Below are 26,359 nucleotides of genomic sequence, written 5' to 3'. Positions count from 1 at the left end.
TGATACGAGCTACTTGATATCAACTTAAAACAGCTGATACTTTGAAAGCTCTTTAGACGGCAATTCTGAATCGCCCATGAGGTACACGTCAATGGCACGAGCAGCTTCGCGACCGTCTGAGATGGCCCAGACTACCAGCGACTGGCCACGGCAGGCGTCTCCGGCCGAGAAGATGCCAGGGATGTTGGTTTGCCAGTCGTTAAGTTTGAAGTTGCCGCGGCGATCCAGTTCAAATTTGAAGTTGGAAGTGAAGGCATCGTGCTCCGGGCGTTCATAGCCGATGGCAATCAGGGCAAGGTCGCAAGGCAGGATGCGTTCGCTGTTGGGCTTCTCAGTGTACTCAGACTGGTTTTTCCACTCCAGTTCCACTACGCGTAGGCCTTTTACGTTTCCGTTTTCATCGGCAATAAACTCTTTGTTCAGCCAGCCCCAGCTCCGCTCGCAGCCTTCTTCGTGGGAAGAGGAAGAAGAAAGCGTCACGGCCACTTCGGGCCACGGGTTGGTGGGGTGCCGCTCGGTGGACGGCATGTAGCGGTACTGCAACTGCGTCACAGATTTGGCGAAGTGACGGTTGGCCGTGCCCACGCAGTCAGAGCCGGTATCACCACCGCCAATCACCAGCACGTGCTTGCCGAAGGCGTTGATGTCGTTCTCGGGCGCAATCTGCGCACCGTCTACCCGGCGGTTCTGCAAGCCCAGGTAATCCATGGCGAAATGGATGCCTTTGAGATGATTGCCCGGGATGGAGATGGCGCGGGGTTTGGTAGACCCGATGCACAACAGCACCGCATCATACTTGCGGTACAGTTTCTTTAGGGTGGTGTCTTGCCCGATTTTGCGGTTGTACTTGAACTTGATGCCCTCAGCTTCCAGGATGGCCAGGCGGCGGTCAATGGTCCATTTTTCCAGCTTGAAATCTGGGATGCCGTAGCGCAGCAAGCCGCCGGCTTTCTCATCCTTCTCAAACACGGTGACTTTGTGCCCGGCTTTGTTCAGCTGGGCAGCTGCCGCTAAACCAGCCGGACCAGAACCTACCACGGCTACCTTTTTGCCCGTTCTGTGCAACGGAGGCTCGGGTTTCACCAAGCCCAGCTCAAAGGACTTTTCGGCAATAGATTTCTCTATGTGCTCAATAGTCACTGCTGGTTTGTTGATGGACAACACGCAGCTGCTTTCGCACGGGGCCGGGCAGATACGACCGGTAAACTCCGGGAAGTTGTTTGTGCGGTACAGCACGCGTATGGCCCTTTCCCAATCGCCTTCTGAGACCGCATCGTTGAAATCCGGAATCAAGTTGCCCAGCGGACAGCCGTTGTGGCAGAATGGAATGCCGCAGTCCATGCAGCGGGATGCCTGTTGCTTTGTCTTCTCTTCGGGGAAGGGAAGGTATATTTCGTTGGAGTCATTTACCCGCACCTTAGGGTCGCGGGTGCCGGGCAGTTCCCGGTTATATTTCAAGAATCCATCTGCTATTCCCATTACGCCAATATTCTTTCAGTTTCTTTATCTTGTAATTGCAAGGCTTTTTTCAAATCGTGTGGCATCACTTTCCGGAAATGGTCGCGGTGGATTTCCCAGTTTTGCAGGAACTCCCGGGCCAGTACGCTGCCGGTATAGGCCACGTGCTCTTGTAGTTTCTTCACAATCCAGAGCAGGTCTTCGGAGTCTGGTTCTTCCAGGCCTACCATGTCCAGGTTCAATTGGTCTACATGGTTGGGGTCAGGGGCATAGATGTAGGCCATGCCGCCGCTCATACCGGCTGCGAAGTTCTTGCCTATCTCACCTAGCACCAGCACTTTGCCGCCCGTCATGTACTCACAGCCGTGGTCGCCAATGCCTTCCACCACCGCCTCAGCACCTGAGTTACGCACGCAGAAGCGCTCCCCGGCCATCCCGTTGATGTACACCTTGCCCCCCGTAGCGCCGTAGAGCGCCACGTTGCCGGTAATAATGTGTTCATGCGCCAGGTATTGGCTTTCCTTGAACGGCTGTAGAATCAGTTTTCCGCCCGAAAGACCTTTGCCCATGTAGTCGTTGGCTTCACCGTATAGCTTGAAGGAAAGCCCCGGCGCTAGGAAAGCGCCAAAACTCTGGCCGGCCGAGCCGTAGAAGGTGGCTTTAAATGAATCTTCCGGCAAGCCGTGCTTCCCGAAGTTGCGGGAGATTTCATACGACAACATGGTGCCCACCGCGCGGTCTACGTTGTTGATGCGGTACTCTACCTCGGTATTGCCTTTTTTCAGGTCCCGGATGAGCTTTTTGTCCAGTACTCTGCCAGTCTCGTGGTCTTGCTCAATCTGCTTGTAAGTACCCACGTTTTTAGGCGAGTACTCCTGGTGAAAGATAGGAGAGAGGTCTAGGTTTTTCAGTTTCCAGTGGTTCAGGTCGGTTCTGATTTTAAGCACCTGCGACTGGCCCACCATCTCATTGATAGTTCTGAAGCCTAGAGAGGCCATAATTTGCCGCAGCTCCATGGCTAGGAAGGTGAACAGGTTCACCACATGGTCAGGGTCGCCGGTGAAAAGGGCGCGCAAATCTGGGTTCTGGGTAGCAATACCAACTGGGCAGGTATTCAGGTGGCACTTACGCATCATGATGCAGCCTTCGGTGATGAGGGCCGCGGTGGCTACGCCGTATTCTTCGGCTCCTAATAAGGTGGCTACCGCCAGGTCATAGCCGGTCAGAATCTTACCGTCGGTCTGCAGTACCACGCGGCTGCGGAGGTTGTTTTTAATCAAGGTCTGGTGCGCTTCGGCGAGGCCGATTTCCCAAGGCAAACCGGTATGGCGGATAGAGCTCAGCGGACTGGCTCCGGTACCACCGTCAGCCCCCGAAATCATGATGGCATCGGCTTTGGCTTTGGCCACGCCTGAGGCGATGGTACCTACGCCTGCCTCGGCCACCAGCTTCACGTTGATGCGGGCTCTAGGGTTGGCGTTCTTCAGGTCGAAGATGAGCTGCTTCAGGTCTTCAATGGAGTAGATGTCATGGTGCGGAGGAGGCGAAATCAAGCCTACCCCGGGCGTAGAGCAGCGCACGCGGGCAATCCAGTGGTCTACTTTATGGCCGGGGAGTTGTCCGCCCTCGCCGGGTTTGGCGCCCTGGGCTATCTTTATCTGGATTTCATCGGCGTTCGCCAAGTAATGGCTCGTGACGCCAAATCGGCCGGAGGCCACCTGTTTTACGCGTGAAATCTCGGAATCACCGTTAGGATTGCGGATGTAGCGGGCCTCGTCTTCGCCGCCTTCGCCGCTGTTGCTTTTACCCCCAATGCGGTTCATGGCAATAGCCAGCGTGCTGTGCGCCTCATAGGAAATAGACCCGAACGACATGGCTCCGGTAGCAAAGCGCTTCAGGATAGCTGATACGGGTTCCACTTCGTCTAAAGGCACCGACTGCCGCTTCCGGAATTCAAACAGGTTACGCAGCGTAATGGCGGTTTCCTGCTGGTGCTCTCTTATGGACTTGGAGTACTCTTTGTATAATAAGTAGTCGTTTAATCTGGTAGACTTTTGCAGCAGGTGAATCACCTTGGGCGTGAGCAAGTGCTCTTCGCCATCGCGGCGCCATTGGTAGTACCCGCCGGACTCTAGCAGGTTTTCCTTGTTCGGATACGCAGATTGGTGCTTGGTCAGAGCTTCGCGCTCCAGGTCCTCAAAGTTCAAGCCTTCCAGGCGGTTGGTAGTGCCTTTGAAACATTTCGCGATGACTTCCTGGCTCAGCCCTAGAATCTCAAATATCTGAGAGCTCTGGTACGACTGCAGCGTGCTGATGCCCATCTTGGAAAGGATTTTCAGCAAACCATTATCTACGGCGTAGATAAAGTTCTGGAAGTAGTGGGTGTACGGGTGCTTGTTGTCTAGTTTGTGTTGGTCGTGCAGGCTCTTGATGGTGTCATACACCAGGAAGGGATACACAGCACTGGCCCCGTACCCGATGATAGTGGCAAAGTGATGGGTTTCCCAAGCATCACCAGCTTCTACCACCAGCCCTGCTTTGGTGCGGATGCGTTTCTCAATTAAGTGATGGTGCACCGCGCCTACGGCCAGCAAAGACGGAATAGCCGCCCGTTGCGCCTGAATGTTTCGGTTAGAGATAATCAGGATTTTCTTGCCGGCGCGTACGGCAGCTTCGGCCTCCGCGCAGATGCGGTCAATCTCGCGTTGCAGGTTTCCGGTTTCGCGGGTGGAGAACGTCGCATCCAGGGTTTCATGCTCAAAGCCTTCCTCTTTCAGGAATACCAGTTTCTGGAACTCCACCGGGTCCATTACGGGCTGAGAGATATGAATCTGACGGGTATGCAGTTCGGTCTCATCCAGGATGTTCAAAGACTCGCCCACCCGCGTGAAAAGCGACATTACCAGCCGCTCGCGGATAGAATCGATAGGCGGATTACTTACCTGGGCGAAGAACTGCTTGAAGTAGTTGGAAACGTGTTGGCTTTGCTGCGAAAGTACGGCCAAAGGGGTATCAGACCCCATGCTGCCCACTGGTTCATAGGCGGTAGCCGCCATAGGTTCCACCACCATTTTCAAGTCTTCGCGGGTGTAGCCATACGCTTTTTGGCGTTGGCGCAGTTCCTCGGGCGTGCAGGGTTCTAGTAGTACGGCTGGCTCAGGTCGCAAACGCAGTTTGATGCGGTTTTTCTGAATCCAGTCAAAATACGGCTTGTCATTGCAGACCAGCTGCTTAATCTCTTCGTCCTCAAAGATGCGGTTCTGCGAGATGTCGGCAAGAAGCATTTTACCCGGTTGCAGACGTCCGCGCTTGATCACGTCTTTAGGGTCTACGCACAAGGCGCCGGCCTCTGAGGCCATGATGAGGCGGCCCTGCTTGGTGAGGCAATAGCGCACCGGACGTAAGCCGTTACGGTCCAGGGTAGCGCCAATCTGGGTGCCGTCCGTGAAGAAGAGGGCGGCCGGACCATCCCAAGGCTCCATTAAAGAAGCATGGAATTTATAGAACGCCTTTTTATAAGTGTCCATGTGCGGATTGTTCTGCCAGGCCTCGGGCACCAGCATCATCATCACGTGGGGCAACGGACGTCCCGAAAGCGTGAGCAGTTCCACCAGGGCATCCAGGTTGGCAGAGTCAGAGTCCTCGGGGTTGGTGATGGGCAGAAGCCACTGCAACTCTTCCTCGGTGAAAAGGGGAGATGACATAAGCGCCTCTTTGGACTTCATCTTGTTCACGTTCCCCCGGATGGTGTTGATTTCGCCGTTATGCGCGATAAAGCGGAACGGCTGGGCCAGCCGCCAGTTAGGGAAGGTATTGGTAGAAAACCGGGAGTGCACCACCGCAATCGCCGATTTAAATTCTGGGTGGCGCAGGTCATGGTAATAACGCTCTAGCTGATCTGTTTTTAGTTGCCCTTTGTAGATTATGGTGCGGGAAGAGAAACTGGCAATGTAAAAGGTGCCGTTCTCGCCTCGTACGTTCTTGCGGGTTTCATTGCTGATGAGATTGCGCAACACAAACAGCTTGCGCTCCAAGTCCTCGCCTTTGATGGTGGGGTCTACCGGTTGCACAAATACCTGCTCAATGTAAGGCTCTACCGCCTTGGCTTCGTGGCCGGGTACCAGGGTGTTCACCGGCACCAAGCGGTAGCCAATCAGGCTTAGCCCTAATTTACGCAGGCAGTTGTTCAGGACCTTGCGGGACTTCTCGCGCAGTTCGTAGACAATCGGGAAGAAGACCATGCCTACGCCATAGCTTCCCTGGGGGGGCAGGTTAATTGCGAACTCGGCTAATTCTTTCCTGAAAAACTCGTGGGGCAATTGCACTAAGATCCCGGCTCCATCACCGGTTTCTGGGTCGCTTCCAGTGGCGCCGCGGTGCTCCATGTTTTTGAGCATGGTAAGGGCGTCTTTTACTGTGGCGTGTGATTTATGACCATCTAAATTGACAACACAACCAACACCACAAGCATCGTGCTCTAACTCGGGTGTATACAGCCCTTTTCTAACCTCATCTGCCTGATTCATTCCTTTTGTTTGTTCGTTGGGGTACGGGTGAATCAGTAATCTATAGATAAATTTTCAAATAGTCAACGCCTGTGTTGAAGTATTTTTAACAAACAAGTGTTAGGTTTAATAGATTAACACTATTTATAGGCTTTTTTGAGGAATTAATAATGAGTTTTGTTTTTGATATAAGTTTTTTGCGATATTGAAAATGGCCCTTTAAGGTTAGCGAGTTCCTAAAAATTAAATTTTTACAGTATGTAATGGCTTGGTTTTCAATTATGTAAGCATGTGTCTGCTAAATCATAAAGTTGAGTCTTAGTAAAAGGAGAAGACTGTCTAAAATGCATTCCCTAGAAACAGAGAGGAGAGATGAACCTATAGAACCGTATCAGATAGTTTTAAACGGCACCTTTCCACCCTTAGGCTTCGAGGCTTACTAATGGTTTGAAAGCAAAAGGTTTAATTCTGTTTAAACCAGTCCAGAAATTGATTATCGGCTTTCATAAAATTATAAGGTCTATTTGTTTTGGATTTTCAAAAGCCTGATTACATTTGCGCCCCAGATGAGACAGGCATTTACAAAGTACCTCTTGTTCCTGTGTATCCTGCTGTTAAGCGGATATAGTCATCTGCATGCCCAGCCGGGTACTGCTTCCTCCTTTATCCAAAAAGGTAAAGGTTCCTTCCATGCGGCCAGCCTGGGCGCTGTTAAACAGGATTTAACCGCTTTCCTGAAGGCTTCCACTGCTAACGCAGAAAATGGGCAGCACCAACTCTATTCTGTTGAAAGCGAGATAGAGGAAGACGAAGCCACTTTCTTCAAGAAGATTGCAGATAGCAGCCATTACTTCACTGCTATTCTTTATGCCCATGTACTCGCACTTCTACTGGGTTCGCTTATAGGCATCTTACACTTCTGTAAGCATTTCTCTTATTTTTCAACTCACAGATTATACCTCATATTCCGCGTTTTCAGGATATGATGTAAACCCTTCCCGGGCATAATTCTTCTTTGCCCACCGCTTAGTTACTCTTGTAACTAGTCCATTTCCTGTGAGCAGACGCTCCTGGAAGATACCTGTTTATTCTTGTTTACCACTTCTCAAAAAAGCATTCAGGCACCTCATGTCTACCTGTTAGCGCATGGACCATGCTGCCTCTAGCGCTGTTTAAGACCATCTAACCTCCCCCTTAGTTTTCAAAAGCTTGCGTCTGTTAGCCTGGGGCTACCAGACTTCACCCGTGTATCAGAATACACATCCATCATTTTTTAGAAAGCAAAACCATGAAGAGAGTTCTCATGCTCCTAAGCTTGTGTGCCTTGTTGTGCCATACAGGCTGTGAATCACATAAGGAAGAAAAGGAAGAGGAAACACAGTTTTCAGTGACCAGCCCTTTGAAAAAGGACACCTTAATCACCAAAGAATACGTCAGCCAGATCCATGCGGTAAGCCACATTGAGGTCAGGGCTTTGGAGAAGGGGTACCTGCAGAAAATCTTTGTAGACGAAGGGCAGCTGGTGAAGAAAGGGCAGATCATGTTCCAGATCATGCCTACCATGTACCAGGCCGAGCTGCAGAAAGCCCAGGCCGAGGCCAGTTTCGCCGAGATTGAATACCAGAACACCAAAAAGCTGGCCTCCAACAACGTGGTGGCGCCCGGTGAACTGGCCATGGCCAAAGCCAAATTGAACAAGGCCAAAGCCGAGGTATCCCTGGCCCAGGTCCACCTTGGATTTACCCAGATCAGAGCGCCTTTTGACGGCATCATGGACCACTTCCAGGTACGGCTGGGCAGTTTGGTAGACGAGGGTGATCTGCTCACAACCCTTTCAGACAACAGCCAGATGTGGGTGTATTTCAATGTACCAGAAGCCGAGTACCTGGACTACAAAACCACCAGCCAGCGAAACAACGGCCAGCAGAAAGTGAAACTGGAAATGGCCAACCAGCAGGTGTTTGACTACCCGGGCATGGTGCAAACCATTGAAGCAGACTTCAACAACGAGACGGGCAACATTGCTTTCCGGGCCACTTTCCCCAACCCAAAAGGATTGCTGCGGCATGGCGAGACCGGCAACATCTTAATGGAGGTACCCATGAAGAACGCGCTGCTTATTCCGCAGAAAGCCACCTTTGAAGTATTGGACAAGAAGTACGTCTACGTGCTGGATAAAAACAATGTGCTTCAGTCACGGGAGATTACGTTAGCCGCCGAGTTGCCGCACATCTATGTGGTGCAGAAAGGTCTGAATGAAAACGACAGAATCCTGCTGGAAGGCTTGCGCCTGGTACGGGAAAACGAAAAGATCCACGCCAAATTTGTGGAGCCCGCTACTGTCATGTCTCAGTTGGATTTATACGCCGAGTAATTAAAGAGTCTGAAAGACATGTTTAGCAAGTTTATAAAAAGACCTGTATTCGCGATAGTGATATCGGTCATGATTGTTTTCATGGGCACCTTGGCCATCAAGAAACTGCCCATCTCCCAGTTCCCTGAAATTGCCCCTACTACCGTCAATATCTTCATTGCGTACCCGGGGTCTAGTGCCGATGTGTTGGTGAAGTCCACGTTGATTACGCTGGAACAGGCCATTAACGGGGTGGAAGGCATGCGGTACATCGCGACGGATGCTACCAGCGCCGGCGAAGCCACCCTCCGGATCATCTTTGAACCAGGCACCGACCCCAACGACGCCGTGGTGCGGGTGAAGACGCGGGTAGACCAGGTAATGCCGCTCTTGCCCGAACTGGTACAGCGCGAAGGGGTAGTGATTACGCCCATCCAGCCCAGTATGTTGATGTACGTCAACCTCTATTCCAAGAATGAGAGCATGGACGAGAAATTCCTTTTCAACTACGCCACCGTGAAGATGATTCCTGAGATCCAGCGGATCAAAGGGGTGGCCCGGGCGCAGATTTTGGGTAGTCGCCGGTACGCCATGCGCGTGTGGCTAAACCCCGACCGCATGCGGGCTTATAATCTCTCGGTGGACGAAGTGATGAAAGCCCTAGGCGAGCAAAGCATCATTGGCCGGCCGGGCCGGATAGGGCAAAGCTCTGGTATTGCCGCGCAGTCCCTGGAATACGTGCTTACCTATAAAGGCCGGTACAACAAACCCGAAGAGTACGAGAGCATCATCATCAGGGCCAATGCCGAGGGCGAGAGCATCCACCTGAAGGACATTGCCACGGTAGAATTGGGCAGCGAATTCTTTGATATCTATTCCAACCTGGATGGCCATCCTTCGGCAGCCATTGTCTTAAAGCAGAACTACGGCAGTAACGCCAGCGATGTGATAGCCGATGTAAAAGCGCAGCTGGAGGAAATGAAAAGCACGTTCCCGCCGGGTATGGATTACAAGATCAGCTATGACGTTTCGCATTTCCTAGACGCCTCTATTGAGCAAGTGATCCACACCCTGCGCGACGCGTTTATTCTGGTTGCCATTGTGGTGTTCATCTTCCTGGGCGACTGGCGCTCTACGTTGATTCCAATCCTGGCGGTGCCGGTTTCCTTGATCGGGGCCTTCTTCGTGATTCAGTTCTTTGGGCTTTCCATCAACTTAGTAACGCTTTTTGCCTTGGTGCTGGCCATTGGTATTGTGGTGGATGATGCCATTGTGGTGGTAGAGGCGGTGCACGCCAAGATGGAGGAAGAGCCGCATCTGTCGCCGTACAGTGCCGTGAAAAAAGTATTGGGTGAGATCAGTGGCGCTATCATCGCTATTACTATGGTGATGGTGTCAGTGTTCCTGCCTATCTCGTTTATGTCTGGTCCGGTGGGTACGTTTTACCGTCAGTTCTCCATTACCATGGCCAGTTCCATTGTGATTTCGGCCTTGATCGCGCTCACGCTTACTCCGGTGCTGTGTGCCATGCTGTTGAAGAACCACCACGGGCACGCCAAAAAGAAAAACCTGCTCACCAGAGCGCTGGACCGTTTTAACCATGGTTTTGAAAAACTGACCGGAAAATACGTGGGCCTGCTCACCAGAATTGTGAGCAGAAGATGGCTTACGTTTGCAATCCTGCTGGCTTTTGGCGCCGGTATCTTCTACGAGAACCTGGTTCTGCCTTCCGGCTTTATCCCGAACGAAGACCAGAGCACCATTTATGCCATCATCCAGACACCGCCGGGCTCTACCCTAGAGAAAACAAACCAAGTGTCTCAGAAGCTGCAGAAAGTCTGCGAAAAGATTGCCGGGGTAGAATCGGTATCTTCATTGGCGGGTTACGAGATCATGACCGAAGGCCGGGGATCCAACGCCGGTACGTGCTTGATCAACCTGAAACCTTGGTCTGAGCGGGAGCACAACGTGAAAGAGATTATGGAAGAACTGGAGGAGAAGTCAAAAGGCCTTGGGGCTGTGGTTGAGTTCTTTGAACCACCCGCTATTCCGGGTTTCGGGTCTTCCGGCGGTTTCTCTATGCGTTTGCTGGACAAGAACACCGATACGGATTACCACGAGTTTGACAAAATCAACCAGGAATTTATGGACAACCTGCGCAAGCGGCCAGAACTCTCGGGTTTGTTCACCTTCTTCGCGGCCAATTATCCGCAGTATGAACTGGAGATAGACAACAATTTGGCCATGCAGAAAGGCGTGTCTATTGGCAAAGCCATGGACAATCTCAACATCCTGATTGGTAGTACCTATGAGCAAGGGTTTATCAAGTTCAACCAGTTCTTTAAAGTGTACGTCCAGTCAGACCCTAAATTCAGAAGACTGCCTTCTGATCTGCTTAAGCTATATGTGAAAAACGAAGCGGGTGAAATGGTGCCTTACTCGTCTTTCATGAAACTGAAGAAATCGCAGGGTCCTAACGAGATCACGCGCTTTAACCTGTACAATTCTGCCGCTATCCAAGGCTTACCAGCCAAAGGCTACACCACGGCAGATGCCATACAGGCCGTACAGGAGGTAGCCGCCAAAACGCTGCCTAAAGGCTATGACATTGCCTGGGAAGGCCTTTCTTACGATGAGTCTATCCGGGGGAACGAGTCGTTGTACGTCTTCCTGATTGTGTTGGTGTTTGTCTACTTTGTGTTAGCGGCCCAGTACGAGAGCTTTATCATTCCGTTGGCGGTGGTGTTCTCCCTGCCAGTGGGGGTGTTTGGCTCGTTCCTGGTGCTGCAGATGATGGGATTGGAAAACAACATCTATGCGCAGATTGGCCTCATCATGCTCATAGGCTTGCTAGGGAAAAACGCGGTATTGATTGTAGAGTTTGCCGTGCTCAAGCGCCACCAGGGAGCCACCATTTTTGACGCGGCCATAGAAGGAGCCAAGGTGCGTTTCAGGCCTATCTTAATGACCTCCTTCGCCTTTATCGCCGGATTGATCCCGTTGATCATTGCCACTGGGGCGGGCGCCATTGGGAACCGCACCATTGGGGCTTCAGCGCTAGGCGGCATGCTATTCGGGACCGTTTTCGGGGTCATTATCGTGCCGGGGCTGTACTACATCTTCGCCAAACTGGCAGACGGCCGGCACCTGATCAAGGACGAGGAAGAAACCACGCTCACCGAAGATTATGTCCATGCCATTGACCATTTCCCCCACGTTGTAGAAAGTGAAAACCATGTATAAACAAAGAATAACAAGATGGGTGGGGATGGTTCTGATCTCCCTCACCTACACGGCCTGTAGCGTTCCTACTTTGGTTCAGAAAACAGCCAGCACAGCGGTTCCTGCGAGTTATACCAACTCGCAGGACACCACTAACACCGCCAGAACGCAGTGGAAAACCTTCTTCACCGATCCTAACCTGATTTCTCTTATAGAAGGCGCCTTGCAGAACAACCAGGAGCTGAACATCACGCTGCACGAAATTCAGATTGCCCAGAACGAGGTAAGAGCCAGAAAAGGAGAGTATCTGCCGTCTGTAGGCATAAGGGGCGGAGCCGCCGTTGATAAAAGGCCCCGGTACACCAACATTGGGGCCATGGAAGCCACCACTGAAATTATGCCCGGCAAAGAGATGCCCGAGCCTTTGACAGATTTGATGGTAGGCGCTTACGCTACTTGGGAGGTAGACATCTGGCACAAACTGCGTAACGCCAGGAAATCGGCGGTAAACCGGTACCTGGCCAGCATAGAAGGCAAAAACTTCATGGTAACCAACCTGATTGCCGAGATTGCGAATTCCTACTACGAGTTATTGGCCCTAGACAACCAGTTAGCAATTGTGCAGCAGAACATCAAGCTGCAAAGCAATGCCCTGGAGATTGTAAAACTGCAGAAGGAAGCAGCCCGGATAACGGAACTGCCGGTACGCAGATTCCAAGCCCAGGTGCTCAACACCCAGAGCCTGCGGTACGAGATTCAGCAAAAGATCACCGAAACGGAGAACCGAATCAACTTTCTGGTGGGCAGGTTCCCGCAGCCGGTGCAACGGAATGACCAGACTTTTGAAAATCTAGCTCCTAAAACCATCCAGGCAGGAATTCCGGCTCAGTTGCTAGCCAACCGGCCAGACATCAAACAAGCCGAACTGCAACTGGCCGCCGCCAAGTTGGATGTGCAAGTGGCCAAAGCCAGGTTCTATCCATCGTTGGGTATCTCGGCGGGAGTGGGTTTCCAGGCCTTCAACCCGAGTTACCTGCTCAACCCTGAGTCCTTGCTGTACTCGTTGGCCGGCGATGTAGCGGCGCCTTTGGTGAACCGGAATGCGATCAAAGCCATGTACCTTGGTGCCAACGCGCAGCAGATACAGGCCGTGTACAACTACGAGCGCACGATTCTGAACGCGAACATGGAAGTGGTAAACCAACTGGCCAAAATCAATAACCTGGCAAAAAGCTACGACTTAAAGGTAAGAGAAGTAGAGGCGCTTACCCAGTCTATTGACATCTCCAACAATCTTTTCCGCTCTGCCCGCGCCGACTACATGGAAGTACTTATGACCCAACGCGACGCGCTGGAATCTAGGTTTGATCTGGTGGAGACCAAAATGCAGCAGTTCAATGCCATGGTGAACATCTACCGGGCATTAGGCGGCGGCTGGAATTGAGAAACCCACTTCATCAAAGCCTTTCAGAGGCTGATCATTAAAAAAGGGGCCATTTTACGCATATGTAAAATGGCCCCTTTTATATAACTCGGTTTAGGTGTTTCCCTCAGGCTTTCTTGTGAAAAAGGGAATAGCTACTGTTTCAGCTTTTCTTTGGAGACTTCCAGTAAGTAAAGGAGCACCAACGCCAATAAATTAATGGTGACAAAAGAAGGCACCTTGCCTGATGTAATGATGAACTGAAAAGACGAAATAGAGAACCTCAGTTTGAAAACCCAGCTCTCCAGAAAGTTGACTCCTATCCCAATCTTCAGTCCGGCCACGTAATTGAACGCGAACCCGCCAATGCCCAGGCTAAGCACCTGCAGCACCTGGTTCACCATGGAATGGGCAATGTACCTGGTGGGCTTTTTAAGCAGCAAAACGCCACAAAGCATAGAGTACATGTACAGGATACAAGCCAGCAAAACAGCCGCCGTGGAAGTTCCTGCTTCTCCCTCCATCTTGAATCCGGTTCTTAAAGCCAGCACAAGGCCAATGGCACCGCCCACCAACTGGTAAAAGGCAATGCCATTAAGCAGTTTGACTGTTGAAGTAGCCCTGGGTTTGAAAGTGTTCATGGGCAAATTAATTTATCTTAGGTGAGATGGGTTTTGTAGCCGGTTTGTGAAAGATGGCTCTAAAACGTTTCAGATTATCCTAGTAAAAAGCCCTGGCACTAAGCCAGGGCTTTCAAGATTTCCTTTTTAAGCCTCTTTTAAGAAAGTAGGCTTAAAAGGAGATTACTCGTGGTCAAAGTCAATGCCGTGGTGTTTCTGGCGAAGTTCAGCCAAACCTTTCTTACCATAAGCCAGACGTGTAATCACCACGTACAGCACCGGTACGATAAAGATAGCCAGGAACGTAGCTGCCAACATACCGCCAATTACCACCCAGCCAATAGTCTGGCGGGAAACGGCACCCGCACCCGAGGCCAGTACCAGTGGCACTACCCCCAGAATGAACGCCAGCGAGGTCATGATGATAGGGCGCAGACGCAGTTTCACGGCATCAATGGTGGCTTCAATCAACTCCATGCCGCGGTCTACCCGTTCCTTGGCGAACTCCACAATCAGGATGGCGTTTTTAGCAGCCAGACCAATCAGGGTAATCATACCAATCTGGGCATACACGTTGTTTTCCAGTTTCGGCAGGAACGTAAGGGCTAAAATTGCCCCGAACATCCCTAATGGAATAGCAAACATAATGGAGAACGGTACAGACCAGCTTTCATACAAGGCGGCAAGCAGGAGCAGTACCAGTGTGATAGATAGGGCGAAGATGTAGATGGTGCTGTTCCCCGCTGATAATTCCTCGCGGCTCAGGCCGGAGAAGTCGAAGCCGTAACCTGCCGGAAGGGTTTGGGCCGCCACCTCTTGCAGGGCCTGCAACGCCTGACCGCTACTGTAGCCCGGCTTGGCACCACCCGAAATCTCTACGGACCGGAACAGGTTGTAGTGCGAAATCACGGCTGGGTTCTCTACCACTTTGGCGGTCACCAACGCACTAAGCGGCACCGATGCTCCTTCGCGGTTCAGGACGTAATATTGGCTCATGTCCTTAATGTCCATGCGGTAGGCGGTATCTGCCTGGGCTACTACCCGGTAGTTACGACCGTAGCGCGTGAAGTCGTTGATGTAGCGGCTACCCATATAAGAAGACATGGTGGCGTACACATCGGTCAGGTTGATGCCCAGTTTCTTCACCTTTTCACGGTCCACGTCTACGTGGTAACCAGGGGTGCGGGTGTTGAAGAAGCTGTAGGCCATGGCAATCTCAGGACGTTGATTTACTGCCCCCAAGAATTGCCCCATCACGCGCTCCAGGTCCTTGATGTCTCCCGCAGTACGTTGCTCCAGCATAAAGCTGAAACCACCTGACTGACCCAGACCCGGAATTGCCGGCGGTGCTACCACCCTAATGTTTGCCTCTTTAATAGCCGCAAATTTCTGGTTCAATTCAGCCATCACGCCCTGCAACTGCATAGATTCTTCCTGCCGTTTATCCCAGGGGTGCATCTGAATGAAGAACGTACCACTGTTCGATTTAAAGGAGAAGTTAATGGCGTTTAGACCAGAGATGGAGGTGGAATTTTTGATGGCTTTCACCTCGCCCAGAATACCAGCCATTCTCTCCAGAATTTCCTGCGTTCTGTTCGCCGAGGAACCTTCGGGTAACTCTACGGAGATAAACAGACGGCCCTCGTCCTCAGTAGGAATAAAGCCGGTTGGTTTCTTCGCGAACAAGCCCACGGTGCCTACATACAAGCACACCAGCAGAATCAGGGCCAACGGAGCGGCTTTGATGCTCTTGCGCACGCCCTCAGAGTAAGACTGGGTGGTTCTGGCAAACCAGTTGTTAAACCGGTAGAAGAACTTGTTGAGGCCTCTTGACTCGCGGTTCACGTTCATAGGGCGTAGCATCAGCGAGCAAAGCGCCGGCGTCAACGTCAAGGCCACAAACGCTGAAATCAATACTGAAATAGCGATGGTGATGGCGAACTGCTGATATAGACGACCTACGATACCCGGAATAAAACCTACCGGGATAAACACCGCCGCCAGAATCAAGGCAATGGCAATTACCGGCGCGGTGATGTCTTTCATGGCCTTGCGCGTGGCTTCCTTCGGCGAAAGCCGTTCATGGTCAATGTAATGCTGCACCGCTTCCACCACCACAATGGCGTCATCCACCACAATACCAATGGCCAACACAAACCCGAAGAGGGTAAGGGTGTTGATGGTAAAGCCCAGCGGGATGAAGAAGATGAATGTCCCAATAATAGATACCGGAATCGCCAGGATGGGTACCAAGGTCGCGCGCCAGCTCTGCAGGAACAGGAACACTACAATGATTACGAGCACCAAAGCTTCCAAAAGGGTGTGCACCACCTCATTGATGGAAACCTCTACCACCGTCACCGATTCAAACGACACGATGTAGTCTACGTCGGCCGGGAAGGTTTTCTTCATCTCGTCCAGCGCGGCGTAGATGCCTTCGGCGGTAGCCACGGCGTTAGAACCAGGGGCCTGGTAAATCAGCATGATGGCTGATGGGTTTCCGTTGATGGTGGCTTGCCGACCGTAGTCAAACTGACCAAATTCCACCCGCGCCACATCTTTCAAATACACCAAAGAGCCATCCTCCGGGTTGGTGCGGATGATGACGTTCTCAAACTCCTGCTGGGTGGTTAAGCGGCCACTTACGGTAATAGGGTACTGAAACGCCTGCGTATTGTATTGCGGACGGGCACCCACGGTACCGGCCGCCACCTGCATGTTCTGCTCCTGAATGGCGGTGACCACCTGGTTCGCGTTCATGTTGTACTGGGCCAGTTTATCGGGCTGCAGCCACAGGCGCATACTGAAATCCTGACCAATGGACGTTGCGTCACCCACACCCTGCACCCGTAACAAAGCGTCTTTTAGGTAAATGTTGGCGTAATTGTCCAGGAACTGAATGTCGTGCGTTTTCTTAGGCGAGTAGAGCCCTACTACCATCAGGATACTTGGGTTCCGCTTTCTAACGGTCACCCCCAAACGTCTAACCTCTTCGGGCAAGCTAGGCTCAGCTACGCTGGCGCGGTTCTGCACATCCAGGGTGGCAATGTTGATGTCTGTTCCCACCTCAAACGTCACGGTCATGTTCATCTGGCCGGTACTGGTGTTGGTAGAAGACAGGTACGCCATGCCCGGGGTACCGTTAATCTGGGTTTCTATGGGGGTAGCTACCGTCTGCTCAATGGTCTGCGCATCTGCGCCCGTGTAGTTCGCCGATACCGATACCGTGGGAGGGGAAATATCAGGGTACTGGGTAATGGGCAAGTTCATCATGGCCAGCGTTCCTACCAACACAATCACAATGGAGATTACGATGGCGGTAATGGGCCTTTTTATAAATACTTCAGATATCATCTTATTTCTGAAAAAGCTGCTTTAAACGTTATTATCTGGCACCGGCGGCTGGGGCACCTCCGGCGGCTTTGGGCGCACCTACCTGAATCTTAGCACCTTGGCGCAGGTTCTGGATACCTTCCACCACAATCACATCGCCTGAAGTCAAGCCTTCGCGGGCCACAATTTTCTCCTGGAAGCGGGTACCTAATTGAATTTTCTGTTGCTGCACAGAATCTCCCTGCACTTTGTACACGAAGTACTCGCCCAATTGCTCGGTCACAGCCTTAAAAGGAAGGGTGATTTGCTGCCCTATGTCCTGGTTCAGCACGTTCACACTCACGGTCATCCCGGCCACCAACTGGCGGTTAGGGTTCGGGAAACTCACGCGTACCGTAATGGTACCCGTCTGCAAACCCACCGCGCGGTCAATGGCGGAAAGTTTACCGGTGTGCGGGTATCTGGAGCCATCTGCCAAAACCAGGGTGAAAAGAGAATCTGGCTGTTTGCCTTGCTGCAGGCGGTTGAAGCGGGGAAGTTCCTGCTCATTGATCACGAAGTCCACTCCGGTGGGACCTTCAGACGAGATAGTGTTCAGCAGTGTCTGGCCGGGGCTCACCTGTGAACCTACGCGCACCTGAGAGATGCCAATGGTACCCGAAAATGGTGCGTTTATGACAGAATAGCCTAAATCTGTACCAGCACTGGCCACCTGAGCACGGGCCACGGCTACCTGGGCGCGAGCCGTCTCCACATCGGCGCGGGCGTAATCCACGCGCTGGCGGGCAATGGCGTCTTGCTTGGCTAGGTTCTCATAGCGTTCTAAGTCTTTTTGAACCCGGTTTAGGTTGGCCTGGGCGCTGCGTACGTTCGCCTGAGCCTGCCGATAAGCGGCCTGGTATTTGGTGCGGTCAATCTCGTACAGTTTCTGGCCTTTAGTCACGCGTTGGCCGTCTTTCACATAAATCTGGGTGATGTAGCCACTCACCTGGGGGCGCAATTCCACTTCATTGAGGGGTACCACGGTGCCAGGGTAGGTATCAGTTCCCACCACCCGCTCTTCGGTGACGGTGTAGGTATTGACGGCAACAGGGCCGCCCATCATCGCGCCTTGGGGAGCTGCTTCCTTTTTGCCGCAGGAAATCAGCAGGGCGCCGGCTAAGGTAAATGCGGCTATGGAGGATAAATTTATTTTCATGATGCTATAGATTGTCTCGCAGATTAGTAGTTAACGGCTATGGTACCCAGGGCACGCTGTACATCCAGTTTGCTGGACAGCACATTGTACAGGGCGTTGTAATAGTTGAGTTGGGCGGTTCTAAGGTCGGTTTCGGCCACAATCAAGTCCAGGTAGGTTTTAATGCCCTCGTTGTATTGCAACCTGATCACGTTGTACACGTCCTCGGCCAGTTGCACATTGGTTTGCAGCGTAAGCCAGTCATTGTAATCGCTCTTGTAAGTGGCCAGGGCGCTCTGATACTCGGTGTTAATGCGGCGCTGGATGTTCTGCAGTTCCACATTTAGGCTTTCTTCCTGCAACTCAGAGATGCGAACGTTCTGCAATCTCCGGCCGCCCTGGAAAATAGGGATGCCCACCTGCAAGCCCAATGCTGAGGTAGGGTAGGCCTGGCTGTAAACATCTCCAAAGGTGGAGCTGAAGAAGGTAGGGTTATAGTTCAGGAAGGCCGAGGCGGTTGGCAGAAAGCCCCAGCGGTGGTAACGGGTAGTCAGCCCTTGAATCTGCCGCTGCGTCTGAATCTGCTGGAACTCTACCCGGTTGGCAAATGTCACCGTTTGAGCCGTGTCAATCAGGATATTTTGTTGCATCTGGTTGTAATCATAGGCCAGCGTCAGCGGGGAGTTTACCGGCAAGCCCATCAGCTCCTGTAACAATGCGGTGCTGGATTTAATGGCTTCCTGTGTTCTTTTGCGGTCGGCCCGGATGCTGTTCAGGGTGATGGAGGCACGCTGGTAATCGGTTTTGTCTACCAGGCCTTGCTCGTATTGGGCACGGGCATCGCGGTACTGTTTCTCCTGGCGTACAATGTTTTCGTCCAGAATGCGCAGTTGTTCCTGGCTCAACAGGATGTTGTAAAATGCCTTGCTCACGTCTACCACGGTATTGATCTTGGTAGATTGGGTGTTCAAATCCAGCGCCGTTCTGGTAAAGCGGGCCGCCCGACTGGCTAGCAGCAGGTCATTGCTGTACAGCGTCTGGTTTGCCTGGAAGTTGATGTTGGAGGTGTATTTCTGCCCGATGGTAATCACCTGGTCTCCAAACACGCTTTGCTGCCGCTTGATGTTGTGGGTAAACGCGTAATTGGCGGCTACCTGCGGCAACCACCCCGATAACTGCGCTCTGATCTGGCGCTCGCCAATCTCCTCGTCTATTTGCGCTTGCTGTACCTGCGCCTGGTTTTTGAGGGCGTAGGCCACGCATTGGTCCAGCGACAACCTGCCGGCTGTACTGTCTGGAATCACCTGGGCTGCTGCTCCCAAGGGTACCAACAGGTAACTCAGGACAACGGACACCAGAAGTTTAATTCTCTTCATGGGGATAACTATGTTATGGGTATTGAACAGGGGATATTAGTTTAGTTTGATGCCGTCCCAGATCATTTGGGCTAACTGCTGCAGTTGCTCTTCGCCCAGCATCACCCGGTTGGCCAGGTGCACTTTGGCCGCCGTAAGGGCGCTGCTGTGAATCATGATGCACATGAGGGTCTGATCCATGGAGCGCAGGATCTTCTGCTCCACGCCAGACACAAGGAACTGGTACACTTCTTTTTGGAAGCGCTCGTCCTGCTCTTTCGGAAATCGGGTGTTATAAGGTGAATTAACGAATTGCTCTATAAAGAAGAGCACATCTGGGTTCTGGATGTAGAACTTGCACCGGCTGATCCAGTGGTTAAAGAAACGGGCCTTGTAGTCCATGTCTTCTCGGCTGTTTTGCTGGATGGCATCCAACAGGCGGTGATGGGTGTAGGTGTACAGTTCCATGATGAGCGTGTCTTTGCTGTCAAAGTAGTGGTAGATGGTACCGGCCGCTACGCCTGCTTTTTTGGCTACCTGGCTCATGGGCGTACCATGAAACCCATTCTCCTTGATCAGCTTTAAGGTGCTCTCCAGAATTGCTTTTTTCTTGTCTGCGATAATCTCCAACTCGTATCCTTTCTTTCTATTGAACGTTCATTCGGTCGCGCAAAGTAACGGAGAACCGGCAAGACAATGCAAGGCTTTATTTGATTCATTCAATCACAGGTTGAAAATGAAAGCATTGAATTGAAGGTTACGAGCTGTAAAACAGTTAGTTATGGAATGAAGGGGATGGTGGTTTCTCTTGGGATACTAAGTAAGGGGTTGTAAGTGAAGATGTTGCGTAAGAGAGGAGAAGATAATAGGAGAAGGTAGAAGTAAAATCCAAAGGAAAATCTAATTGGGAATAACTTTCTGCCTGGGGTATAAAAGGTTATAAAGCCGCTTTAGGGCCTATTTTAGAAAACAGTAAGTAAAAAGATCAGGCATTCCGTCCCCCTTTGAAGGGGGTAGGGGGATGACGACTCCTGCTGATTAAAACTTAGCTGAGGATCATGTAGGGGCAATCCCTTGTGGTTACCCATGCTTCTTAGTGCAGCAAACGGTTCTTCAAACCCCCTTGTCATCCCCCTTCCAAGGGGGACGGTATGCGTGAAGAATTCTTTTTGATAGGAAAGCTTTCAGAGATGGATATAGATCTGCCTGATGAATTCTAATTTAAGCCTATTCAGGGCTATTTTCTGAAAATAGCCCTGAAAGGAGCTAGGGTCAGGAAAGTCTGTCCTGCTCCAGAATGTGCTGCACGATCTTCTCGGCGTGGTCACGGGAGTTTTCGATGAACCAGAGGTGGGTGTCCATGCCGCCGCATACTACGCCAGCCAGGTACAGTCCGGGTTGGTTTGTTTCCATGGTTTGGGTGTTGTGCTGGGGGTACAGCTTATCGTCTGGGGAGAGTTCTACTCCAAATTTCTTTAGTAAGTCAAAGTTGGGTTTGTAGCCGGTGAGCGCCAGCACGAAATCATTTTCTATCGTAATGGGGCCATCTGGGGTATTGATATCTACTTCGCCCGGCCTGATGGCAGTGATGCAGGAGTTGAAGTGCGCTTTGATGCTGCCTTCCTTGATGCGGTTCTCCACGTCTGGCTTTACCCAATACTTCACCCGGCGTCCAATCTCGGGGCCACGCACCACCATCGTCACTTCGGCACCTTTGCGGTAGGTTTCCAGGGCGGCATCTACCGAGGAGTTGCTGGCCCCCACTACTACCACTTTCTGCAAAGCATAATAATGCGGGTCTTTGTAGTAATGCGTCACGTGCGGCAGGTCCTCGCCGGGGATGTCCATCAACGCGGGTAGGTCATAGAAACCGGTGGAGACAATCACCTTGCGGGCGAGGTAAATGTCTTTAGCGGTCTGCACTTCAAACCTGTTTTTCGTTTTTTGCACCGAAAGCACTTCTTCAAACAGCCGCAGGTTCAGGTGGTATTTGAGCGTAACCCGGCGGTAATACTCCAAGGCTTCGTTTCGGCGCGGCTTAGGGTTATCAGAGATAAAAGGAACTCCGCCAATCTCCAGTTTCTCTGAGGTGGAGAAAAATGTCATGGTGACCGGGTAGTTGTACAGCGAGTTGACCAGAGCACCTTTGTCTATGATCACATACGAAAGCCCTGCTTTTTGGGCCTCTATGCCGCACGTTAAACCAATGGGCCCGGCCCCGATTATCACGATGTCAAATTCTGAAGGAGTACGCATGGGGTAAAGGTAATTCAATGATGGAAAGGGTGGGTGAGCGTTTGAGCTATTTTTAAGGAACAGATATTGGCTGATTCAAAAGCATGAAAGGAAGAATACGCAGAAAACGGTTTTAGGCTTACGCCCGAAAGGCGGTTTGTGATTGCTTTGGAAGGTATCTGTTCCATCGGCCTGAAATCCTCACCTCGGTATGTTACGTTAAGCCTTGGGTTGCACTTGACGTTTTTACGCTGTTTCCGTACAAGTAGCCCAAATATAGAGAAGGGGCCTGAGTTGAAGAGTCTTCAGCATGAGTTTAGGAGAAGTCATTTTGTGTACAAAGTACTTAGAACCTACAGTTTTTTGATTCAGATTTACTCATTCACACCATTACGCATTCACTCATTAGCCAAGAATGAACAGGAAAGTCCGGGAGCTACAATACTTTTTCTACAGCCAGAACTTTTATGATGGCATCCGTACCACTATTGCGGCTTTGCTGCCTTCTTTGCTGTTCTCGTACCTGGGCCATTTGGAAACCGGGATCACCATTTCCCTAGGGGCCATCGGGGTGAGCCTCGCCGATTCTCCGGGGCCGGTGCTGCATAAACGCAACGGTATGCTCATCTGCATTGGTATCTGCACGCTCATGGCCCTGGTCACCGGTTTTTCCAGAATGCACGTGGCCACCTTGGGGTTGGCCATTCTGGTGTCCTGCTTTCTGTTGTCCATGCTGCTGGTTTATGGCATGCGGGCCTCCTTTATTGGGCTTGCCGGGTTGCTGGTGCTGGTCTTGACCATGGACCGGCCGCTGGAGCCCTTGCAGGTGCTGGTGTACAGTGGGCTGGTGATGGCGGGCGGCGTGTGGTACATGTTGCTGAGTTTGGTTTCCAATCGGTTTATGCCCTACCGTCCAGCTCAGCAGGCGCTGGGGGAGTGCATCCGTGAAGTGGCCAAATTCCTGCGTCTGAAAGCCGCCTTCTACCGGCCAGAGACGGATCTGGAAGAAGGTTACCGTCAATTGATCTCGCAACAGGTGCTGGTAAGTGAAAAGCAGGATGGCCTGCGCGAGCTGCTCTTCAAAAGTCGGCAGCTGATGAAAGAATCTACCAATGTGGGCCGGGCTCTGGTAATGACGTTTGTAGACATGGTGGATCTCTACGAGCAGGTAACCGCCATCCATTATGACTACGCTACCATGCGGGAGAAATATGGACGCACAGGAATCTTGCCGGAATTTGCCCACTTGATTGAAGCCTTAGCCGATGAGCTTGATAACATTGGTTTTGCCATCCAGGCGAACCTACCCCACAAGAACATCCTGGATCTGACCCCCAAATTGGATCAGTTGAAAGCCCGCATTGACACCATTGAGGAGCAGGAAGGACAAACCAGCCATTTGGTTTTGAAGAAGGTGTTCGTGAACGTTAGAACCATTGGCCAGCGCCTTGCTGATATCAGGTCGTACTTCAAAGAAGACAAAGCCGAAGCTCTGAAAAAGACCCGGCTGCTGGATTCCTCCTTGTTTGTCTCGCACCAGACCCTGGACCCCAAGCTGTTTCTGAACAACCTAACGTTCAAGTCATCGGTGTTCCGGTTCTCCTTTAGGGTAGCCTTGGTGGCTTTGTTTGCCTATGTTTTGACCAAGTTGTTCCCGTACGGGCAGCACAGTTACTGGGTCCTGCTCACCGTTATCTTCCTCTTAAAACCGGCGTTCAGCTTAACCAAACAACGCAACAAAGAGCGGATTATAGGCACCGTAGTGGGTGGGGCGCTAGGGCTTTTGGTGCTGTATCTGGTGAAAGACCAGACCCTTCAGTTTGTGTTCATGCTCCTTTTCATGACCGGCTTCTACAGTGTGCAGCGCATCAATTATGTGTTGAGCGTAATTCTCATGACACCCTTCATGCTCATCTTGTTCAGTTTTCTGGGAGGCGGGGGCTTGACCATTGTGCAGGAACGGGTCATAGATACTGTGGTGGGCTGCGCCATCGCGTTTGCGGCTACCTACTTTGTGTTCCCCAACTGGGAGTCAAAGCAAGTGGGCCGCTTCCTGAAGCTGATGGTGCAGGCGAATCTACAATACCTGAAAGTCCTGGCAGACGGCCTTACCGGAAAAGAAGTCTCAGAGTTGCAGTACAAACTGGCGCGCAAGGAAGTGTACGTGAGTGCGGCGAACCTTTCGGCAGCGTTTCAACGCATGGCCGCCGAACCCAAAAGCAAGCAGCGCCACCGGCAGGAAATCTACCAGTTTGTGGTTTTGAACCATATCCTGTCCTCTTACATTGCCACCATCGTCTCGGCCAGGATGCGGCGTGAACCCATCACGTTTTCCAGGAGTATGCTCAAGCCCCTTCGCAGTGCCCTGTTCTCGCTCACCGAGGTGCTGCAAACCCTTGACCCGGCGTTCAAGGCGCCAGAAAGCAGCCTTCCCCTGTTAGAGGCGGAGGTGCCGGAAAAAAATGAGCTCTCCTCAGATGAACTGCTCTTGAAAGAACAGCTGGAGTTTATCCGGAAAGTGACCAGCGATATCTCCAAGATAACGTCGCAGTTGCAAGGGCAGGAGGTAGGTTGATTTCTGGGGACAAGCTTTTCCTTAGATCATTCGCAAGAGCAAGACAATTCGACTCTATGGTTTAAGTTTACTTTCCCTAATAAAGCCCTGAAACGAAAAAGCAGAGGTGTAAAAGGTGCTTTGTTGCCTAGTATGGGCTCATTTGGGAGTTGATTTGCAGTTCAGACGCCGAATAAAGCTTTTTGCTAATATTAAGCAGAGTCTTGAAAAAGAAGTGCTTATCATTATTCCGTTAGTTTATTTAAAATTTCAATTAACCTTAACATAAAGGTAACGTACTGTCCTAAACTGCTTATCATAAGCAGAGAGTAAAGCTATAGCGGGCATGGGAATGAATAATACTTTTGCGGTTGATCTTATACCTGAAAACGAGGCAGAACGGGTACAGAAACTGCGCGAATACCAGATTTTAGATACCGAGACCGACGGTCCATTTAAACACATAGCCGCCTTAACCGCCCACATCTTTAAGGTGCCTATTGCGTTGGTGTCTTTTGTAGACACAGAGCGGGTTTGGTTTAAAGGGAACGTGGGCATGGAAGACGTAACCCAGGTAGACAGGGGCGAGAGCTTGTGCTCCCTGTCCATTCTGCGCCAGGAAGCGACCGTATTTGAAGACGCCCGCCAAGAGCCCTGCCTGGTTTCCAATCCGCTGGTGGCCGGCGAATTTGGGTTGCGGTTTTATGCAGCGGTTCCAATCACCACCTATGATGGGTACAACCTGGGCTCCGTCTGCATTGTGGACCGGGTGCCCAGAACTTTTACCACCGATGATCAGATTACCCTGGAGTACATGGCCAAACTGGTCATGGATGAACTAAACCTCTGGAAGTGTCAACTTTACCTGAAAGCCATGGCCTGACTTAGGCCTCTTTTTATAAAAAGACCCTCTAAACGCCTGTGTCTCTCCTGAGCACAGGCGTTTTGCATTCCTGGGCATTAGAATGACAGGTCTTTGTGCATTCTTTCGTAAAAGGGGTAAGCTGCTATCCTGCTGCGTTTCAAGAAGTAAAGGAGAAAAGGCTCTTTGTTTTACCAGGATAAATGTTATATTTTTGTATGTCCTGAAAACAACTTTCCGCTGTGGCAGAATGTTGAAGAAGTAAGCTTACCTTAACACATGAACATGGAAAATGCCCTCGCCATTGCCAATTACTTTATCAAGAAGTCTTTTGACACCGGCGAACCTGTGACCAATATGAAACTGGTGAAACTGGTGTATATCGCGCATGGGTGGTATTTAGGTTTAGCGGGCGAACCGCTCCTCACAGAACCTGTGGAAGCCTGGAAATATGGGCCGGTGGTACCTTCGGTTTATTACAGTTTTAAGGATTTTGGCGGCGAAGCCATCCGGCAGATGGCCACTGGAGTTCAAGCAAATGATACTGCTCCGGTCACCCTTTCAGATCCTGACCTGGTGCCTTTCCTGGAGAAGATCTGGGAAGTGTACGGGCAGTTTTCCGGCATAGATCTCTCCGCCATGACCCATCAGGACAATACCCCCTGGAAGATGGTCTGGGACACGCAAGGCAAGCATAGTAACAATGTCATCATCCCCAACGATCTTATCAAAGAGTACTACCAGAAGCTAGTAAATGCCCCCCATGCAGCCCACTCCGCCTAAACCTTCCTCCAATCTTGATCTTGGTGCTATCAGGGCATCGCCGCCGCCGCAAGCAGCCTTAAGAAAAGCCAAAGAAGAAGACGAGTGGTTTGCAAGTGACCGGCGCAAGCGGGAGCATCAACGGGAACAAGGGGCCAGAACCATCATCCACTGGGCCATTCAGGGGAACATCATTGTGGCGGGCGTTATCATTGCCATTTGCATTGGGGTAAGGGGTTTTCACCTGATTGCCGCCGAAGAATGGAAATGGCTAGCCAAGGAGCAGATTGACTTACTGGATAACCTGGCCAAATATGCGGGTTCCGGAGCCGTGGGTAGTTTGTTAACCCGGTACCTTACCAAAAACATAGACAACACCTCTGGACATCAGTAAGAGATTCAAAGAGAACCCTACAAAAACTGCTTCTTTCCTGAAAACAGCTCTAACACAGAAACAGCAGGTCCGGCCTTATTACAAGGCCGAACCTGCTGTTTCTGTG

At 51.4% G+C, this 26,359-nt stretch carries 16 protein-coding genes; 8 read left to right on the top strand and 8 right to left on the bottom strand.

The genetic code is table 11. The features are described from left to right. Positions 1-24: 24 nt before the first annotated feature. Together ACW9SV_RS20535 and gltB are read right to left on the bottom strand one after the other, a co-directional pair. A complete protein-coding gene (locus ACW9SV_RS20535; RefSeq protein ID WP_479558650.1) occupies positions 25-1,479 on the bottom strand; it encodes a glutamate synthase subunit beta in 1,455 nt (484 codons plus the stop codon). Then, entirely contained in the window at positions 1,479-5,984 is a 4,506-nt protein-coding gene (gene gltB / locus ACW9SV_RS20530; RefSeq protein ID WP_479558649.1) for a glutamate synthase large subunit, read from the bottom strand. The genes ACW9SV_RS20535 and gltB overlap by 1 nt, the downstream gene beginning before the upstream one ends. A gap of 545 nt (positions 5,985-6,529) precedes the next feature. Here gltB and ACW9SV_RS20525 point away from each other — a divergent pair. The 4 genes from ACW9SV_RS20525 to ACW9SV_RS20510 all read left to right on the top strand — a co-directional run bounded on the left by ACW9SV_RS20525 (position 6,530) and on the right by ACW9SV_RS20510 (position 12,982). Then, positions 6,530-6,949: a hypothetical protein gene (locus ACW9SV_RS20525; RefSeq protein WP_479558648.1), complete on the top strand. Its 420-nt coding sequence runs from the start codon at positions 6,530-6,532 to the stop codon at positions 6,947-6,949. A 302-nt stretch (positions 6,950-7,251) separates the two neighbouring features. Beyond that, positions 7,252-8,337 carry an efflux RND transporter periplasmic adaptor subunit gene (locus ACW9SV_RS20520; RefSeq protein ID WP_479558647.1) on the top strand — a complete coding sequence of 362 codons (1,086 nt, stop codon included), beginning with the start codon at positions 7,252-7,254 and terminating at the stop codon, positions 8,335-8,337. A gap of 18 nt (positions 8,338-8,355) precedes the next feature. Continuing rightward, positions 8,356-11,559: an efflux RND transporter permease subunit gene (locus tag ACW9SV_RS20515; RefSeq protein WP_479558646.1), complete on the top strand. Its 3,204-nt coding sequence runs from the start codon at positions 8,356-8,358 to the stop codon at positions 11,557-11,559. Next, entirely contained in the window at positions 11,552-12,982 is a 1,431-nt protein-coding gene (locus tag ACW9SV_RS20510; RefSeq protein ID WP_479558645.1) for a TolC family protein, read from the top strand. The genes ACW9SV_RS20515 and ACW9SV_RS20510 overlap by 8 nt, the downstream gene beginning before the upstream one ends. A gap of 134 nt (positions 12,983-13,116) precedes the next feature. Here the strand turns inward: ACW9SV_RS20510 and ACW9SV_RS20505 are convergent, their stop codons facing one another. The 6 genes from ACW9SV_RS20505 to ACW9SV_RS20480 form a co-directional block, all read right to left on the bottom strand. After that, positions 13,117-13,602, bottom strand: coding sequence for a hypothetical protein (locus tag ACW9SV_RS20505; RefSeq protein WP_479558644.1), 486 nt, complete (start codon positions 13,600-13,602; stop codon positions 13,117-13,119). Between the two features lie 162 nt (positions 13,603-13,764). Next, on the bottom strand, positions 13,765-16,935 hold the full coding sequence (locus tag ACW9SV_RS20500) for an efflux RND transporter permease subunit (protein ID WP_479558643.1): 3,171 nt from the start codon (positions 16,933-16,935) through the stop codon (positions 13,765-13,767). A gap of 31 nt (positions 16,936-16,966) precedes the next feature. After that, entirely contained in the window at positions 16,967-18,112 is a 1,146-nt protein-coding gene (locus tag ACW9SV_RS20495) for an efflux RND transporter periplasmic adaptor subunit (protein ID WP_479558642.1), read from the bottom strand. A 23-nt stretch (positions 18,113-18,135) separates the two neighbouring features. After that, positions 18,136-19,467, bottom strand: a complete 1,332-nt coding sequence (locus ACW9SV_RS20490) for a TolC family protein (RefSeq protein ID WP_479558641.1) — start codon at positions 19,465-19,467, stop codon at positions 18,136-18,138. Between the two features lie 36 nt (positions 19,468-19,503). Continuing rightward, complete coding sequence (locus ACW9SV_RS20485) at positions 19,504-20,076, bottom strand: TetR/AcrR family transcriptional regulator (RefSeq protein ID WP_479558640.1); 573 nt, start codon at positions 20,074-20,076, stop codon at positions 19,504-19,506. A gap of 642 nt (positions 20,077-20,718) precedes the next feature. Next, positions 20,719-21,702, bottom strand: a complete 984-nt coding sequence (locus tag ACW9SV_RS20480) for a YpdA family putative bacillithiol disulfide reductase (RefSeq protein ID WP_479558639.1) — start codon at positions 21,700-21,702, stop codon at positions 20,719-20,721. A gap of 394 nt (positions 21,703-22,096) precedes the next feature. Here ACW9SV_RS20480 and ACW9SV_RS20475 point away from each other — a divergent pair, with 394 nt between their 5' ends. The 4 genes from ACW9SV_RS20475 to ACW9SV_RS20460 all read left to right on the top strand — a co-directional run bounded on the left by ACW9SV_RS20475 (position 22,097) and on the right by ACW9SV_RS20460 (position 26,253). Next, positions 22,097-24,256 (top strand): FUSC family membrane protein, encoded by a 2,160-nt coding sequence (locus ACW9SV_RS20475; protein ID WP_479558638.1) that lies wholly within the window; start codon positions 22,097-22,099, stop codon positions 24,254-24,256. A 331-nt stretch (positions 24,257-24,587) separates the two neighbouring features. After that, on the top strand, positions 24,588-25,118 hold the full coding sequence (locus ACW9SV_RS20470) for a GAF domain-containing protein (RefSeq protein ID WP_479558637.1): 531 nt from the start codon (positions 24,588-24,590) through the stop codon (positions 25,116-25,118). 258 nt (positions 25,119-25,376) lie between these two features. Continuing rightward, a complete protein-coding gene (locus tag ACW9SV_RS20465; RefSeq protein WP_479558636.1) occupies positions 25,377-25,880 on the top strand; it encodes a Panacea domain-containing protein in 504 nt (167 codons plus the stop codon). Further along, entirely contained in the window at positions 25,861-26,253 is a 393-nt protein-coding gene (locus ACW9SV_RS20460) for a hypothetical protein (protein WP_479558635.1), read from the top strand. The genes ACW9SV_RS20465 and ACW9SV_RS20460 overlap by 20 nt, the downstream gene beginning before the upstream one ends. Positions 26,254-26,359: the final 106 nt, after the last annotated feature.

The organism is Rufibacter sp. JT20002 (assembly GCF_056491185.1).
This window is presented reverse-complemented; position numbering and strand designations above follow the sequence as displayed.

Excerpts from the sequence above, each read along its gene's own strand:
- ACW9SV_RS20535 (WP_479558650.1), bottom strand. The coding sequence starts at position 1,479 with ATGGGAATAGCAGATGGATTCTTGAAATATAACCGGGAACTGCCCGGC.
- gltB (WP_479558649.1), bottom strand. The coding sequence starts at position 5,984 with ATGAATCAGGCAGATGAGGTTAGAAAAGGGCTGTATACACCCGAGTTA.
- ACW9SV_RS20525 (WP_479558648.1), top strand. The coding sequence starts at position 6,530 with ATGAGACAGGCATTTACAAAGTACCTCTTGTTCCTGTGTATCCTGCTG.
- ACW9SV_RS20520 (WP_479558647.1), top strand. The coding sequence starts at position 7,252 with ATGAAGAGAGTTCTCATGCTCCTAAGCTTGTGTGCCTTGTTGTGCCAT.
- ACW9SV_RS20515 (WP_479558646.1), top strand. The coding sequence starts at position 8,356 with ATGTTTAGCAAGTTTATAAAAAGACCTGTATTCGCGATAGTGATATCG.
- ACW9SV_RS20510 (WP_479558645.1), top strand. The coding sequence starts at position 11,552 with ATGTATAAACAAAGAATAACAAGATGGGTGGGGATGGTTCTGATCTCC.
- ACW9SV_RS20505 (WP_479558644.1), bottom strand. The coding sequence starts at position 13,602 with ATGAACACTTTCAAACCCAGGGCTACTTCAACAGTCAAACTGCTTAAT.
- ACW9SV_RS20500 (WP_479558643.1), bottom strand. The coding sequence starts at position 16,935 with ATGATATCTGAAGTATTTATAAAAAGGCCCATTACCGCCATCGTAATC.
- ACW9SV_RS20495 (WP_479558642.1), bottom strand. The coding sequence starts at position 18,112 with ATGAAAATAAATTTATCCTCCATAGCCGCATTTACCTTAGCCGGCGCC.
- ACW9SV_RS20490 (WP_479558641.1), bottom strand. The coding sequence starts at position 19,467 with ATGAAGAGAATTAAACTTCTGGTGTCCGTTGTCCTGAGTTACCTGTTG.
- ACW9SV_RS20480 (WP_479558639.1), bottom strand. The coding sequence starts at position 21,702 with ATGCGTACTCCTTCAGAATTTGACATCGTGATAATCGGGGCCGGGCCC.
- ACW9SV_RS20475 (WP_479558638.1), top strand. The coding sequence starts at position 22,097 with ATGAACAGGAAAGTCCGGGAGCTACAATACTTTTTCTACAGCCAGAAC.
- ACW9SV_RS20470 (WP_479558637.1), top strand. The coding sequence starts at position 24,588 with ATGAATAATACTTTTGCGGTTGATCTTATACCTGAAAACGAGGCAGAA.
- ACW9SV_RS20465 (WP_479558636.1), top strand. The coding sequence starts at position 25,377 with ATGAACATGGAAAATGCCCTCGCCATTGCCAATTACTTTATCAAGAAG.
- ACW9SV_RS20460 (WP_479558635.1), top strand. The coding sequence starts at position 25,861 with ATGCAGCCCACTCCGCCTAAACCTTCCTCCAATCTTGATCTTGGTGCT.